16 protein-coding genes and 2 pseudogenes are annotated in these 14,539 nt (G+C 71.4%); 8 read left to right on the top strand and 10 right to left on the bottom strand.

What is annotated here, in order from left to right:
- Nucleotides 1-100 precede the first annotated feature (100 nt).
- Nucleotides 101-295 carry a hypothetical protein gene (locus ABZ371_RS18115; protein ID WP_358680259.1) on the bottom strand — a complete coding sequence of 65 codons (195 nt, stop codon included), beginning with the start codon at nucleotides 293-295 and terminating at the stop codon, nucleotides 101-103.
- 253 nt (nucleotides 296-548) lie between these two features.
- Between ABZ371_RS18115 and ABZ371_RS18110 the strand changes: the two genes are divergently transcribed.
- The 3 genes and pseudogenes from ABZ371_RS18110 to ABZ371_RS18100 all read left to right on the top strand — a co-directional run bounded on the left by ABZ371_RS18110 (nucleotide 549) and on the right by ABZ371_RS18100 (nucleotide 2,391).
- Complete coding sequence (locus tag ABZ371_RS18110; protein WP_358680257.1) at nucleotides 549-1,436, top strand: SDR family oxidoreductase; 888 nt, start codon at nucleotides 549-551, stop codon at nucleotides 1,434-1,436.
- A gap of 223 nt (nucleotides 1,437-1,659) precedes the next feature.
- Nucleotides 1,660-1,931, top strand: a pseudogene (locus tag ABZ371_RS18105) (ornithine decarboxylase); the annotation flags it as partial.
- 91 nt (nucleotides 1,932-2,022) lie between these two features.
- Nucleotides 2,023-2,391, top strand: a complete 369-nt coding sequence (locus tag ABZ371_RS18100) for a VOC family protein (RefSeq protein ID WP_358680254.1) — start codon at nucleotides 2,023-2,025, stop codon at nucleotides 2,389-2,391.
- A gap of 159 nt (nucleotides 2,392-2,550) precedes the next feature.
- Here ABZ371_RS18100 and ABZ371_RS18095 read toward each other — a convergent pair whose 3' ends face one another.
- Together ABZ371_RS18095 and ABZ371_RS18090 are read right to left on the bottom strand one after the other, a co-directional pair.
- Nucleotides 2,551-3,150, bottom strand: coding sequence for a DUF998 domain-containing protein (locus ABZ371_RS18095; protein ID WP_358680251.1), 600 nt, complete (start codon nucleotides 3,148-3,150; stop codon nucleotides 2,551-2,553).
- Between the two features lie 281 nt (nucleotides 3,151-3,431).
- Complete coding sequence (locus tag ABZ371_RS18090) at nucleotides 3,432-4,220, bottom strand: IclR family transcriptional regulator (RefSeq protein ID WP_358680265.1); 789 nt, start codon at nucleotides 4,218-4,220, stop codon at nucleotides 3,432-3,434.
- Nucleotides 4,221-4,477: 257 nt separating this feature from the next.
- Between ABZ371_RS18090 and ABZ371_RS18085 the strand changes: the two genes are divergently transcribed.
- From ABZ371_RS18085 to ABZ371_RS18075, 3 genes and pseudogenes are all read left to right on the top strand, one after another.
- Entirely contained in the window at nucleotides 4,478-5,806 is a 1,329-nt protein-coding gene (locus ABZ371_RS18085; RefSeq protein WP_358680248.1) for an enolase C-terminal domain-like protein, read from the top strand.
- Between the two features lie 654 nt (nucleotides 5,807-6,460).
- A pseudogene (locus tag ABZ371_RS18080) lies at nucleotides 6,461-6,866 on the top strand (SRPBCC family protein).
- A gap of 151 nt (nucleotides 6,867-7,017) precedes the next feature.
- Nucleotides 7,018-7,770, top strand: a complete 753-nt coding sequence (locus tag ABZ371_RS18075) for a class I SAM-dependent methyltransferase (RefSeq protein WP_358680245.1) — start codon at nucleotides 7,018-7,020, stop codon at nucleotides 7,768-7,770.
- On the opposite strand, the gene ABZ371_RS18070 is transcribed toward ABZ371_RS18075, so the two are convergent.
- On the bottom strand, nucleotides 7,767-8,159 hold the full coding sequence (locus tag ABZ371_RS18070; RefSeq protein WP_358680243.1) for an STAS domain-containing protein: 393 nt from the start codon (nucleotides 8,157-8,159) through the stop codon (nucleotides 7,767-7,769). The two genes, ABZ371_RS18075 and ABZ371_RS18070, sit on opposite strands and share 4 nt — an antisense overlap.
- 303 nt (nucleotides 8,160-8,462) lie before the next feature.
- Between ABZ371_RS18070 and ABZ371_RS18065 the strand changes: the two genes are divergently transcribed.
- Entirely contained in the window at nucleotides 8,463-8,966 is a 504-nt protein-coding gene (locus tag ABZ371_RS18065) for a MarR family transcriptional regulator (RefSeq protein ID WP_358680262.1), read from the top strand.
- Between the two features lie 60 nt (nucleotides 8,967-9,026).
- Here the strand turns inward: ABZ371_RS18065 and ABZ371_RS18060 are convergent, their stop codons facing one another.
- Nucleotides 9,027-10,214 carry a PP2C family protein-serine/threonine phosphatase gene (locus tag ABZ371_RS18060; protein ID WP_358680240.1) on the bottom strand — a complete coding sequence of 396 codons (1,188 nt, stop codon included), beginning with the start codon at nucleotides 10,212-10,214 and terminating at the stop codon, nucleotides 9,027-9,029.
- A gap of 315 nt (nucleotides 10,215-10,529) precedes the next feature.
- Here ABZ371_RS18060 and ABZ371_RS18055 point away from each other — a divergent pair, with 315 nt between their 5' ends.
- Nucleotides 10,530-11,363, top strand: coding sequence for a SigB/SigF/SigG family RNA polymerase sigma factor (locus tag ABZ371_RS18055; RefSeq protein WP_358680237.1), 834 nt, complete (start codon nucleotides 10,530-10,532; stop codon nucleotides 11,361-11,363).
- Nucleotides 11,364-11,580: 217 nt separating this feature from the next.
- Here the strand turns inward: ABZ371_RS18055 and ABZ371_RS18050 are convergent, their stop codons facing one another.
- From ABZ371_RS18050 to ABZ371_RS18030, 5 genes are all read right to left on the bottom strand, one after another.
- The gene (locus ABZ371_RS18050; RefSeq protein ID WP_358680234.1) at nucleotides 11,581-12,261 is read right to left on the bottom strand and encodes an NAD(P)H-dependent oxidoreductase; all 681 of its coding nucleotides are present in this window, start codon (nucleotides 12,259-12,261) and stop codon (nucleotides 11,581-11,583) included.
- Between the two features lie 34 nt (nucleotides 12,262-12,295).
- Entirely contained in the window at nucleotides 12,296-12,628 is a 333-nt protein-coding gene (locus ABZ371_RS18045; protein WP_358680231.1) for a metalloregulator ArsR/SmtB family transcription factor, read from the bottom strand.
- A 209-nt stretch (nucleotides 12,629-12,837) separates the two neighbouring features.
- Complete coding sequence (thpD, locus tag ABZ371_RS18040; RefSeq protein WP_358680228.1) at nucleotides 12,838-13,737, bottom strand: ectoine hydroxylase; 900 nt, start codon at nucleotides 13,735-13,737, stop codon at nucleotides 12,838-12,840.
- A gap of 3 nt (nucleotides 13,738-13,740) precedes the next feature.
- Nucleotides 13,741-14,139: an ectoine synthase gene (locus ABZ371_RS18035; protein ID WP_015576694.1), complete on the bottom strand. Its 399-nt coding sequence runs from the start codon at nucleotides 14,137-14,139 to the stop codon at nucleotides 13,741-13,743.
- Between the two features lie 65 nt (nucleotides 14,140-14,204).
- The coding region (locus ABZ371_RS18030; RefSeq protein WP_358680225.1) for an aminotransferase class III-fold pyridoxal phosphate-dependent enzyme at nucleotides 14,205-14,539 on the bottom strand (335 nt) is incomplete at its 5' end.

Here is a 14,539-nt window from a genome sequence, read left to right as displayed (position 1 = left end):
GGGGGGGTGGCGCCGCCCGCCGCCCACACACCCCCGCCGGCGCCGGCCCCCCCGCCGGTGGTGGGGGGCCCCCCCACCGGGGGCGGGCGCCGCGGGTCGTTCAGGGGTGGTCGGGCTGCTGCTCCGGCGGCCGCCCGCCGCCCTTGCCGCCGCCTTTGCCGCCGCGATCGGTGCCGTGCGCCGCACCGCCCCTTCCCGGCGTGCCGGGCTGCGCCGCCTTGGTGGCCTGGCTCTCCTGGGGAGTGGCACCACCTTTTCCGCTGCGCCGTTGCTCCGGCTGCTGTGGGTTGGACATCTCCGCTCCTTCCGGCGTCATGGACGTACATGGGCCGGGTCCCCCGCCAGGTGGATTCCACACGTGGTCGCCACACGTGCCGGCGCGGTCCGGACCCGTCCCCGGGGCGGTGGGCCGCGCGGGCGCGAGGCGGCCCGGGGCCGCCTCCGTTCACCCGGGTGGGGTTGATTGTTTCGCCGCCGCCGGGGAACCCGAGCGGCACGTGATCAGCCGGCCCGCGGTCGACGGGCCCCGGAGAAGGAAGCACGACGAGATGAACGACGCCGAACAGCCGCAGGATCCGACGCGCCGGCACCCCCAGCCGGATTTCCCGCAGCAGGACCAGGAGCACCCGGGCTGGACCGGGCCGATGGACCCGCCACCGGACCACGGTGAGGAGTCGTACACGGGCCATGGCCTCCTGCTCGACCGCAAGGCCGTGATCACAGGAGGAGATTCGGGCATCGGGCGCGCGGTGGCACTGGCCTTCGGACGCGAAGGCGCCGACGTCCTGCTGACCTACCTGCCGTCCGAGGAGAAGGAAGCCCGGGAGACCGTCGCCCTGGTCGAGGAGGCGGGCCGCAAGGCCGTCGCGGTCGAGTGCGACATCCGCGACGAGGAGCAGTGCCTGGCGCTGATCGAGAGGGCCGTGTCGGAGTTCGGCCGCATCGACGTCCTGGTGAACAACGCGGCGTACCAGATGTCGCAGCCCGACGGCATCGCCGCCATCTCCACCGAACAGTTCGACCGCGTGGTGCGGACCAACCTCTACGGCATGTTCTGGCTGAGCAAGGCGGCCCTGCCCCACATCCCGGCCGGCGGCTCGATCATCAACACGACGTCGGTCCAGGCGTACAAGCCGAGCCCGCACCTCCTGGACTACGCCATGACGAAGGGGGCCATCGTCACCTTCACCCAGGGGCTCGCGCAGATGGTCGCCTCCGACGGCATCCGGGTCAACGCCGTGGCGCCCGGCCCCGTCTGGACGCCGCTCATCCCCGCGACGATGCCGGACACGACGGAGTTCGGCAAGCAGAGCCCGCTGGGACGTCCGGCGCAGCCTGCCGAGATGGCGCCCGCCTACGTCTTCCTGGCCTCGTCGAACGCGACCTTCATCACCGGCGAGGTCATGAACGCGACCGGCGGCACCCCCCTGCCCTGATCATCCCGAGCGTGAGCGGCCGGGGTGTGATCGGCCCGGAACCGGCCGGGAGGGCGTCAGTTCATGCACGCAGACCATCATGAAGCGCCGGTGCTGGACGCCTTGGCCGCTTACAAGCAGAAGGGTGAGCTGGGCTTCTCCCCGCCCGGCCACAAGCAGGCACGCGGAGCCGACCCCGCCGTGCGGGCGGTGCTCGGCGACGCCGTGTTCCTCGGGGACGGACGACCTCCGCCCCGACCAGGTGTGCCTGCCCCGGGACGCCTTCTTCTCGGCGACCGAGGACGTGCCGGCCGAGAAGAGGCCGTGGGCAGGGTGGCCGCGGAGATGATGACTCCGTACCCGCCGGGCATCCCCGCGGTGTTTCCCGGCGAGAGGATCACCGAGCCGCTCCTGCGCTATCTGCGCTCGGGCGTCGAGGCCGGCATGAACGTCCCCGATCCTACGGACCCGTCGCTGGAGACCGTCCGCGTCTGCGCCGACGGTGAGGGGCCCTGAGCGCCTCGGCGCCGGGAGCGTCCTCCGGCCTCACGACGCCCCGGCGACCGCCGGGACGGACCACTCGGACAGACGTACGGAAGGAACCGGAATGCCTGTAGCGACCTATTCCCTCGTCGCTCTCGACTGCCCCGATCCCGCGGCCCTCGCGGAGTTCTACCGGGGCGTGCTGGGCGGCGAGGTCGAGAAGGGCAGTGACGACTGGTACGTCCTGAACGTGCCGGGCGGCGCCCGTATCGCCTTCCAGAGGGCGCCGGGCCACAGGCCCCCGGATTGGCCGCGGGGGGACAACTCCCAGCAGGAGCACCTGGATCTCGACGTGGTGGACATCGAACAGGCGGAGCGGGAGGTACTGGCCCTCGGGGCCACCCCGCTGGACCTCGACGACCACGGCGGGGAGCGTGGGTTCCGGGTGTACGCGGACCCGGCGGGACATCCGTTCTGCCTCTGCCGGCAGTGAGGGTGCGACCTGATCCGGTCGCCTGCCGGACAGGGGAGAATCCGCGGTCCCGGTGTCCGGGTATCCCGCCGGATCCGGGAACGGCCTGAGGTGGTGTGCGGGCGGTGCGATGCCTGTGGCGAGAGGGCTTCCGCCCGCCTGCCACCGCCCGCGGCCCGTTCACCGGGGCGGTCCGCTCCCGGCCGGGTGGGACAGGCACGAGGCGACCACCACGAGGGGCCAGACGGACTGCAGGCACGTCACGAGGCGTTCGGCGACGCCGGCCGCCCCGTGGCGCTGCATCTCGAGCAGGAACCAGCCGGCGCCGACGCCCATCAGGGCCGTCGCCAGGACGGAGGGCCACGGCCGCAGTCCCCAGGGGGCCGCCCCACCGCGGTCGAGGGCCAGGACGGGCCACACCGCGAGGAGCACGAATCCGACGACGACGACCGAACCGTGCCGCAGGGATCCCCCGCTGCTCGGCGGCGGGAGCAGGGCGACCACCAGCGCCGCCACTCCCCCGCCGGCCAGCGCCGCCCGCCCGGCGGGCGCGGCCGGGCGCAGTCCGCACGCCGTGAGCAGATGGCAGACGCCGAGTGCGACGAACGCCCCGGTCATCACCCACGACCCCGCGGCGCCGTAAGCGGCCAGCACACTGATCGTCTGCCTGGCGGGGTCGTAGGCGGGTCCTTCGAGCAGTGCCGCGACCGTCCAGCCGCCGATGAGCAGGACGGGTGCGCATACCGACGAGAGCAGGGCCCACCGGGGAACGGGTCGCATCGGCCCACCGTAAGGCGCGCGCCCGACCCCCCGGCCGCGCACACGCCAGGGGGTTCCCACCGGACCCGGTCCCCACGGGCGGGGCGGCGGTGTTCACCCACCTGAGGGGCTGTCATGGGCATCCCGGCCCACGGCTCCCGCGATCGGGCGGGAGCGGGGGCCCGGCCCGCGTCCCCGCCACCGGCGAACAGCCGCCACGGGGTGCGCCTGCGCCCGGAGCACCCCGGCAGGCCGGGCGGCCGGGCCCGGATCACGGGCGCGTGGCCGGGGCCCGCGGCTCGTCAGCGCCAGTCGGGTGCGCCCGGGGCGGGTGACAACGCGTTCTCGATCCTCTCGCGCGTCTCCTCCATGACGGCCACGATCCGGCGCACGTGCTCCTCACCGAGGCGCTCCACCGGCACCGAGCAGCTGATGGCGTCGTTGGCGGGCGAGTCGTACCGCAGGGCGAAGCCGAAGCCGGCGATGCCGGCGACCGTTTCCTCCCGCTCGACGGAGTAGCCGCGTGCGCGCACCGCGGTCAGGTCGGCGAGCAGTGTGGGGCGCCCCGTGTGCGTGTTCTCCGTGAGGGCCTCCCACGGCCCTTCGGGGAGCGGGAGTCCGTCGTCGATGCGCTCGGCGAGCAACGCCTTGCCGAGGGCGCCGGCATGGGCCGGGATCCGGCGGCCGACCCGGCTGATGGTGCGCGGGTACTCGTGCGATTCCCGGGTGGCGAGGTAGACGACGTTCGGGCCGTCCAGGCGGGCCAGGTGGATCGTCTCGCCGAGCACGCGTGAGGCCTCGTCGAGGTGGGGGCGGGCCGTACGCACGTGCGGATCGCTGTCCAGGTAGCTCGTGCCCGTGTGCAGAGCACGGATGCCGATGCCGTACAGCGAACCCGTCGTGTCGGAGCGAACCCAGCCGCAGGCGATGAGGGTCTGCAACAGCTGGTACATGCTGCTGCGCGGCACGCCCAGTTCCCCGGCGAGTTCGTCCAGGCGCGCGGGGCGGTCCCCCCTCGCGGCCAGGAGTTCGAGCAGCGCGACGGTACGGGCCGCCGACTTGACCCCACGGATACCGCTGTTCTCCCGCATGGCCACATCGTAGATCTGCACCACGAACCCATTGACCGTGTCGCGGTCACCCACCTAACCTCAGTCCTCTTACATGAACAACATCTGCATATGAAGATACGAGGCACGGAGATGCGCACAGAGGTGGCGCGGTGCCCGCCCCGGAGCACCCGGCCGTCCGACGGACGCCCCGGCCCCCGAGGGCGTCGACGCGCCCCCTCCCCCTTCTCGTATCCGCCCTCGCAGCCGCCTTTCGCACCCCGAGGAAGCCGACGTCCATGAGCCAGCCGACCATCACCCGCTTCGCGGTCTACCCCGTCGCAGGGCGCGACAGCATGGCACTGAACCTGTCCGGCGCCCACGGCCCCTTCTTCACCCGCAACGTCCTCGTCCTGACCGACTCGCAGGGCCGTACCGGACTGGGGGAGGTACCGGGCGGCGAGAAGATCACCCGGACACTCCGCGACGCGGAATCCCTGGTCGTGGGGGCCGAGGTGGGCGACTACACGCGCGTCCTGCGTGAGATCGGCAGCCGGTTCGCGGACCGCGACCCGGGCGGACGCGGCCCCCAGACCTTCGACCTGCGCACCACCGTGCACGCGGTGACAGCCGTCGAAGCGGCTCTGCTCGACCTGCTCGGCCAGCACCTGGACGTACCGGTGGCGGCCCTGCTCGGTGACGGCCTGCAGCGGAACTCCGTGCGGGTGCTGGGCTACCTCTTCCACGTCGGCGATCCCGGCCGCACCGGTCTGGACTACGTCCGCGAGCCGGACTCGGACGTCGACTGGTACCGCGTGCGCCACGAGGAGGCGCTCACGCCCGAGGCGATCGTGCGCCAGGCGGAGGCGGCGTACGGCCTGTACGGCTTCCGGGACTTCAAGCTGAAGGGCGGGGTCCTGGCGGGCACCGAGGAGGTCGAGGCCGTACGGGCGCTCAAGGAGCGCTTCCCCGAAGCCCGGATCACCCTCGACCCGAACGGCGCCTGGTCGCTGCGCGAGGCCATCCGGCTCTGTTCGCCACTGCTGGGCACGCTCGCCTACGCGGAGGACCCCTGCGGGGCGGAGGACGGCTACTCGGGGCGCGAGATCCTCGCCGAGTTCCGGCGTGCCACAGGACTTCCGACGGCGACCAACATGATCGCGACGGACTGGCGGCAGCTGACCCACGCCCTGGCGCTTCAGTCCGTGTCCATCCCGCTGGCCGACCCGCACTTCTGGACCATGCGGGGCTCCGTACGCGTGGCCCAGCTGTGCAACGCCATGGGGCTGACCTGGGGCTGCCACTCGAACAACCACTTCGACATCTCGCTCGCCATGGTCACGCACTGCGGTGCCGCGGCCCCGGGCGAGTACAACGCCCTGGACACGCACTGGATCTGGCAGGAGGGGCTGGAGCGACTCACCGTCACCCCGCCCCGCATCGTGGACGGCGAGATCGCCGTCCCCGACTCACCCGGGCTGGGTGTCCGGCTCGACATCGACCGGCTCCTCGCGGCGCACGAGCTCTACCGGACGAAGGCTCTGGGGGCACGCGACGACGCCGCCGGGATGCAGCACCTCGTGCCGGGCTGGACGTTCGATCCCCGGCGCCCCTGCCTGGTGCGCTGAGCCCGGCCGGCGGGCGATGGCGGACAGGCGCCGCCGGGAGGGCGCCTGCGGGGCTCGGTCCGGTCCGGCCCGGGGGCCGGAAGCGATGACGCCGATCGGCAGGCGACGACACAGCGCGCACACGCGCGTCGGGCGTCTTCCGTCCCGACCGGTGGTCGCGCCACCGGGTCGCGCCCGGGGGCGGCACGGGTGCGCCGCCCCCGGCGCGGCGGAGTGCGCCCTCAGCTCTGCGGGCGGCTGCCGTGGTTCGCGCCGTTCTTGCTGCGGGCCTTCTTCTTGCGACGTCGCTTCGAGGACATCGGGCACCTTCTCTCCGTAGCTCCTGCGAGTCGTCACCGGATCGCGGTGTCCGGTGATCACCGGGTCCCTTACCCGCCGGCATACCGGCACACACGTCGTCCGCGTCCGTACGGGTGACTTCCGGCCCGGGGCGACCGGCTCACCGGCCGGAACAGCCGCCGGCCGGCGCGGCCACGCCGGCCCTGACGGGTCTCCCCCTCGTCGTTCGCCTTCCGCCGACCTCCGGCCGCGACCCCTTCGGCGACCGCGCCCGCTCCGGGCGAACGGGTGGGATCGCGGTGGCACGCGGCATCCCCCCGGGCGGGCCGGGCATGTCTCCCGTCGTACGACCCCGAACCGACGAACGGTGGCGCGATGACCGAGTACGAACGCTCCCGCACGATGCCCGCACCGCCGGAGCACGTCTTCGGCCAGGCCTCCGACATCGGCCGGCTGGACACCTGGCTGCCGCAGTCCCTGCACGTGCGCCGGGGACCTGCCCGCCGTCACCGTCCACGAGGACCGCACCGACGAGGACACCTCGGCGCTGCTGCGCGCCCGGCCCGATCAGATGAGGCTCGAATGGGGCACCCGCGCCCAGGGCAGTTACACCGGCTGGCTGCAGGTCGCCGGCATCGACGACGGGGCGAGCCAGGTGACGGTGCACCTGTCGTTCTTCGAGGACAGCCACGACCCCGGCGAACAGGCCGTCAACGGCGCCCTGGACACCAGCCTCCAGCGGCTCGAGGACCAGGTCGGGCAGCACCGTACGACCGGCTGACCCGTGCTTTCGGTGTCTCCGGCCCCGCCCCGGCCCTCGGACCACCTCCGCGGCCGCCGGACGGCCGGCAGCCCGCCCGAACTGGTACCGCGCGGCCCGGGAGCGAAAACCCGTCGACAGCGTCCCGGCGCACCGGGCATGGTGAGCCCTCGTGACGAGCAGTGAGCTGTGGTCCCGCGCGACCGCCGAACGCTACGACGCCGAGGAGAGCGAGAACTCCTCGGCCGCCGCTGTCGAACCGGCTCTCGCCTTCCTCGCCGAGCTGGCCGGAGACGGCCGGGCCCTCGAATTCGCCATCGGGACGGGACGCGTGGGTGTCCCCCTCCGGGCACGCGGCGTGCCGGTGGTGGGCATCGAACTGTCGGAGCACATGGCGGCGGTCCTGCGGCGCAAGGCCGACGAGGAGACGCTCCCGGTGGTCCTGGGGGACATGGCCACGACCGTGGTCCCCGGCACGTTCACCCTGGTGTACCTGGTCTACAACACGATCGCGAACCTGCTCACCCAGGACGAGCAGGTCCAGTGCTTCCGCAACGCCGCCCGGCACCTGGCCCCCGGCGGCCGGTTCGTCGTCGAACTGGGTGTGCCCCCGTTGCGGGTCCTGCCGCCCGGGCAGGTCGCGGTGCCGTTTTACGTCTCCGATCACCACCTCGGCTTCGACACCTTCGACCTGGTCGAGCAGACCCTCGTCTCGCACCACTTCACCCGGGACGGTGAGGACGGCCGCTACCGCCGCGGAAGTTGCCGGCAGCGGTACGCGTGGCCGGCGGAGCTCGACCTCATGGCCCGGATCGCGGGTCTGGAGCTGGAGGAGCGTGTCGCGGACTGGCACAGGTCGCCGTTCACCGGGGAGTCCACCCAGCACGTCTCCGTGTGGCGCGGACCGTCGCCGGCCCGGCCCTAGAGAGGCCCCTGCCCGCCGGCGCCGCCGTCCCGCGCGCCGATGCGGCTCACGAGCTCGGCCGTCGTGGGGAGCGCGGGTATCAGTTCGCCGACCCCCGTGACGTCCAGCAGCCTCGTGACGTGCGGAGGCGACCCGGCAAGCGACAGTGAGCCGTGCCGGTCCTTCGCGTACCTGAGGATCGCGATCATCGCGTTGAGCCCGGAGGAGTCGCAGAATCCCACGGCGGCCAGGTCCAGGACCAGGTGCGCCCTGCCCTGCCTGATCAGCTCGAGAGCCTTGGTCCGCAGGGCAGGCGCGCTGTCCACGTCGATCTCTCCGGCCACGGTCAGAATGGCGATCGACTCCGCCGGGTAGCTGACGGAGAGAACGAGGGGCTGGCTGTGCGTCATGGGTGTCAGTACTCCAGGCCGGGAGCGGGTGCGCCGTCGGGCAGAGGGGCGCGGGCCCGCTGGAAGATCACGCGTCAGACCTGAGGAACCGTACCCTATGGCAACTGTTGCCTCATGGAAACTGTTGATTGTGGGCGTGTCCCCGGAAGCATGTTGCAGACAGGGGTACGATATGCGGGGTCGCACATGTGCCCTGGAACCTAGTCCTGGCTTTCCGTACAGCGCATCGGATGGCCGGCACGAATACTCGGTCCGGTGGCCAGACGGACGAGTGAGACGATGCCGGATCGGAGTGTCATCAAAATGGGCCTGAGCCCCGAACCCGACCACAGGTCCCGGGATGCGGCCCGTGAGGGTTCCGAGTTCGTCGAACTCCTCGAAGTCCTCTGGGAGCACGGACGCGAGGCCGTGCCGACGGGTCCCGTCTCCCCCTCCCAGCTGCGCGTCCTGTACACGCTGGACAAGGAGGAGGGCATCAATCTCCGGATGCTCGCGGAGGCACTCGGATCGGCCTCCCCCTCGGTCAGTCGGCTGTGCGACCGCCTGCAGGCCACGGGCTTCGTGGAGCGTGCCCCCAGCCCGGTGAGCCGCCGGGAGCTGGAGCTCCGGCTGACCAGTCTCGGCAAGGCGTACCTCGTCGACCTTCGCATGCGCAGGGAGAAAGTGCTGATGTCCACGATCGACGCCATGCCGGCCAAGGCGCGACGCGCGCTCCTCGAAGGCCTGCGCGCCTTCCGTGGCGCGGCCGCGGCATCCGCCCCGGGACAGGACACCGACGGCGCGAGACCCTTGCGGTCGACCGGATAACGGCCGGTCGACCGGCCGGCCCCGGGCCGGTCAACCCTTCGGCCGCCCCGCGGGCGCCCGTCACTCCGACGCGTCGCCGCCGGCGGACTCCCGGCCGAACCAGTCCATGCAGACGACCAGGGCGTCGTCGTCCAGCGGTGTGGCGCCCCGGTAGTCCCGGAGATCGCGGAGCACCGCGAGTGGCACCTGCTCGGACGGCAGGAAGCGGTGTGCCGACAGCGACCGCGCGAGGGCACGCTGCCCGTAGTGCTCCCCCGCCGTCGACGCGGTCTCGTAGACGCCGTCGCTGCCGATCAGCAGCCGGTCACCGGGCTCCACCCGAAGGTGCTCCGTGACGTACTCGGTCTCCTCGAACATGCCCAGCGGAAGCTGCGCGTCGAAGCCGACCGGGTCCACGCTGCCGCCCCTCAGCCGCCACATGCGGGGGGAACCCGCGTCCACCGCCTCCACCTCCCCCGTGGCCAGATCGAAGCGCAGCAGCAGGACCGACGCGTACAGCTCGCCCCGGTACTGGGCGTAGACCGCCTGATCCGCGAGGCTGGCCTGGCCGGGCAGGTCCAGGCCGGCGCGCCGGGCGTTGCGCAACGCGTTGACGACGAGATTGGTCAGCAGGGCCGCCTCCATCCCCTTGCCCATGCCGTTGGTGACGGTGAGCGTGAGGTGGTGGGCCGACAGCGACCAGTCGAAGTTGTCGCCGAAGATGGCGTACGCCGGTTCCAGGTGGGCGCCCAGCGAGAACTCGGGGCACGACACGGAGCGGCCGGGCAGCAGCTGCCACTGCATCTCCGCGCCGAGGGTCAGCCGTGTGGCGCGACGCGCGATCAGGTAGAGGTCGGTGTCCCGTTGGGCGACCGTGATCTCGTGACCGAGCGCTTCGCACATCTGCTGCATACCCGCCAGGTCCTCCGGCGAACAGCTCCGCTCCGGCAGGGTGACGGTGAGGATCCCCAGCCGGTCCCCCCGGACGGTCACGGGCAGGTGCGCGACCAACGTGCCCTCAGCCGACCCTGGCTCCACATACGGTTCCTGAGCCCCGAAGGCCCGTCCCTGCGGGCTGTTGTTGACGTGCACAGGCTCCGCGATCGGCATCTCGGCCACGACCTGGAGCGTGGTCATGCCGTAGTCGGCGAGACGCAGCTCCACGCTCTGCACGCCGTACCGCTCCCGCAGGGCCGCCGTGACGACATCGAGGAGCAGATGAGGTGCGGCCTTGCGCAGCTCCCGCTCGACAGCAGCGAATCTGTCCACGTCATCCTGTTTTCTCGTCGTGCCGCGCCGAGACCCGGACCGTCCGTGGGCCCCGACCGTCGGCCTCCAGCGTAGGGGGCCCGTACTCGATCCAGCGCGACGGGCCCGAAAGGGCGCGCCGGTGGTCGGCGCTTCTCATCCTACGATGTCCAGGGACAACTGTTTCCACACAGCAAGATAATTCGTCCGGGCACGCATGGGTGCGCCGAAGCGGGGCAGGGGCAGGCCAGGAAGCGCGCAGGACGAGGGAGGGTGGAAGACATCGTGATTGCTGAACAGAGTGCCAGGGCCACGAGGACTGACGAGGCGTCGGCCGTGGAGGCTTCTCCGGAGCGCTACGGGGAGCTGCCCTGGATCGAGGACGCGGGCAAGATCGCCCCCAAGGACGCCCGCGCCCTGTCGATGCTGTTCTTCGAACGGCTGCAGGTGCTGGAGGAGGGCACGCACGAGTACCAGTACGCGCGCAACACCCTCATCGAGATGAACATCTCCCTGGTGCGGTTCGCCGCGCGCCGCTTCCGCAACCGGGGCAGCGGCGACATGGAGGACATCACCCAGGTCGGCACCATCGGGCTGATCAAGGCCATCGACCGGTTCGAGCTCTCCCGGGAGGTTGAGTTCGCCACCTTCGCCGTTCCGTACATCGTCGGCGAGATCAAGCGCTTCTTCCGTGACACCACCTGGGCGGTCCACGTTCCGCGCCGACTGCAGGAACTCCGTGTCGACCTGGCCAAGGCGAAGGACGAGCTCACCACCCGCCTCGACCGCGACCCGACGGCGAAGGAGCTCGCCGAGCACCTCGACCTCACCGAGGAGGAGGTCGTCGAGGGCATCATCGCGTCGAACGGTTACACGGCGGGTTCCCTGGACCTGCCGACCGACGCCGGGGAGGCTCCGGGTACGGCGTCCCGCACCTTCGCCGACATCCTGGGCGAGCCTGACTCCGCCATGGAGACGGTGGAGAACCTGCACGCCCTGGCCCCGCTGCTGGAGCAGCTCGACGACCGGGAGCGCCGCATCATCGAGATGCGCTTCGGCCAGGAGATGACGCAGTCCCAGATCGGCGCCGAGCTCGACGTCTCGCAGATGCACGTGTCCCGCCTCCTGACCCGCACGCTCAACAAGCTCCGCGCCGGCATGCTGGCGTGAAGCCGCGGACGCCGGGGACGTGACGCGCTCCAGGAACCGGCGCCCGGCAGGATCGGCAGACGAACGACGGCACCCCGGGCCCCTTCGGCCCGGGGTGCCGTCGCGCGACCGCCCACGGGTCGGCAGGAGGACGATGTGATGACGCGCGCACGGCGAGCGGCAGACGGGGGACGATGCGCCGCGCGTCACCGGCCGGCGCGCTCGCGGCCCGCCGCGGTCAGCGGACGGCGAGTCCGGCGCCGGACGCCACCAGCGCGACCGACTCCCCCACCGCGTCGAGCGCCGCGGCCCTCTCCTGGTCGGTCATGCGGGCCGGGGCGTACGTGATGACGGGGTCGACGACCTGGAAACCCACGAACTCCAGCATTCCGCGGTGGATATGGAACAGGAAGTCGCTCATCCGGCCGAGTTCGCCGCCCTCCTGGAAGGCCGCGCTCGGGCCGCCCGTGGTGAACAGGAGCATCGCCCGCTTACCGGCCAGCGCCGCCTCGTCGAGAATTCCGTGGTCGCCACCGAAGACCCCGCCCATCACGAAGACCCGGTCGACCCAGCCCTTGAGGACGGCGGGCAGGGAGAACCACCACATCGGGAACGACAACACGAGCAGGTCGGCGGCGAGCAGGCGGTGCAGGTGCGCTGCGACGGTGGCGTCGAGCGTCCCGTCGCCGACCGCGCGCATTTGCTCGGCCTGCGGCTTGAAGTAGCCGTCCACCGGCGCGAACTCGTCACGGTCGAGGACGGGCGCCCACCCCTCCCCGTACAGGTCGAGCACGTCGACACGGTAGCCGGCGTCCCGAAGGGCCTGAGCCGCCGTGTTCATCTGGGCCGTGCTGAAAGAGCGGGGTTCGGGGTGGGCGTGGACGATCAGAGCGGTGGGAGCAGCATCGAAGGTCGACATGACATCATCATATCGAGATATCGCGATGGGTCAATCAGACGTCGTTGCCGATCGCCCGCGCCACCCGCGCCAGCCGTTCCTCGTCGCGCCGGTAGTGGGTCCACTTGCCGACCCTGGTGGGACGTACGAGACCTGCCCGTTCGAGCGTGCTCATGTAGCTGGAGACCGTCGACTGGGCGAGTCCCGCCTTGGCCTGGATGTGGGTGACGCACACACCCACCGCCTGGCGGTCCGCGATCGGCTCGTACGCGCCGAACTGCTCCTCCGGATCCTTCAGCCACTGCATGATCTGCAGACGAGCCGGATTCCCCAGGGCCTTGAACACCTCGATCAGATCCCCCGGCCCCAGTTCCGCCGTCTCCGCCATGAGCCACCTCTCTCGCCGATACCCCGATACACCACGATATCTCGATGTCTCTTCGCGGCCCGGCTCGTGTTCGCGGGGAAGGCGGCCCCACTCGTGTTCACGGGGAGGGCGGGGCCCGGGCGGCCCTGGTCCCCGTTCCCGGGCTCGGCCGCGCGCCCACGGCCCGGTGCCGCCCTTTACGGGGCACAGCCCGGTAGGGGGCGGCGTCCCTACCTCACCGGGGTGAAGTCGCGGGCGCCGATGAACTCGGGTCGGCGGACGGGGGCGGCGAAGGGTTCCTGGGCGGTGTTCTCGACGCTGTTGAAGACGATGAAGACGTTGCTGCGGGGGTAGGGGGTGATGTTGTCCCCGGAGCCGTGCATGGCGTTGCAGTCGAACCAGGTCGCCGAGCCGGCCTGGCCGGTGAAGAGCTTGATGCCGTGGCGGTCGGCCATCTGGGTCAGGACGGTGTCGGAGGGGATGCCGGCGTCCTGCATCTGCAGGGACTTCTTGTAGTTGTCCCTGGGCGTCTCGCCCGCGCAGCCGACGAACGTCCTGTGCGAGCCGGGCATGATCATGAGCCCGCCGTTGGTGTCGAGGTTCTCGGTCAGCGCGATCGAGACGGACACGGTCCGCATGTGGGGCAGGCCGTCCTCGGCGTGCCAGGTCTCGAAGTCGGAGTGCCAGTAGAAGCCGGAGGCGCCGAAGCCGGGCTTGACGTTGATCCGGGACTGGTGGACGTAGACGTCCGAGCCCAGGATCTGGCGGGCCCGGCCCACCACCCGTTCGTCGGCGACGAGGCGGGCGAAGACCTCGCTGAGTCTGTGGACCTCGAAGACGGAGCGCACGCTCTGCGACTTCGGCTCGATGATCGAGCGTTCGTCGGCGCGGACCTGCGGGTCGGCGACCAGCCGGTCCAGTTCCGCCCGGTAGGCGGCGACCTCGTCGGGGGAGATGAGCTGGTCCACGGCGAGGAACCCGTCATGTTCGAAGGACTGCAGGTCCTTCGCCGCGAGCGGCCCCTGGGCGCCCGGCGCGGACCAGATGACCGGGTCCTGGCGTGGGGTGGTCATCTCGGCGGCACCGCGCGAGGGGTAGAGGTCGGCGCGTACGTCAACGTCGGTGGTCATGGATCAGCCCTCCTCTGTCAGCAGCGGGTAGACACCGTTCTCGTCGTGGTCCTCCCGTCCGGTGACGGGGGGGTTGAAGACGCAGACACAGCGGAAGTCGGTCTTGGGCCGCAGGGTGTGGTGCTCGTGCCCGTCCAGCAGGTACATCGTGCCCGGGGTGATCCAGTGCTTCTCGCCGGTCTCGTCGTTGGTCAGTTCGGCCTCGCCCTCGGTGCAGAGCACGGCCTCGATGTGGTTGGCGTACCACATGGACGTCTCCGTACCCGCGTACAGGACGGTCTCGTGGAGCGAGAAGCCGACCTTCTCCTTCGCGAGCACGATCCGCTTGCTCTCCCAGGTCCCCGAAGCGGACCTGACGTGCCGGTCGGTGTTCTCGATGTCACTGAACGATCGGACGATCACGGTGTGGTGGTGCCTTTCTCTTCCGTACTTCTCAGGTGCTGCCTGTCCCGGGGTGCTGTACCCGCTCAGGCGGTCTCGCGGACGGCGCGGGCCAGGGTGCGCAGGCCCTCGTCCAGTTCGTCGGGGGTGATGGTCAGCGACGGGAGCAGCTTGACGACCTCGCTCTGCGGGCCGGACGTCTCGACCAGCAGGCCGAGTTCGAAGGCGCGGGCGCAGACGGCCGAGGCACGCGTGGGCTCGGAGAACTCCATGCCCCAGACGAGTCCACGGCCACGGAACTGCGCGGTCGGCTCCTCCGCGCAGATGGCCAGCAGTGCCTGCTCGACCTGTTCGCCGCGGGCCAGGGTCTGCTTCTCCATCTGCCCGTCCGCCCAGTAGGCGTCGAGCGCGGCCGCGGCCG

This window comes from Streptomyces sp. NPDC005899, assembly GCF_040629645.1.
GTDB lineage: Bacteria > Actinomycetota > Actinomycetes > Streptomycetales > Streptomycetaceae > Streptomyces.
This window is presented reverse-complemented; position numbering and strand designations above follow the sequence as displayed.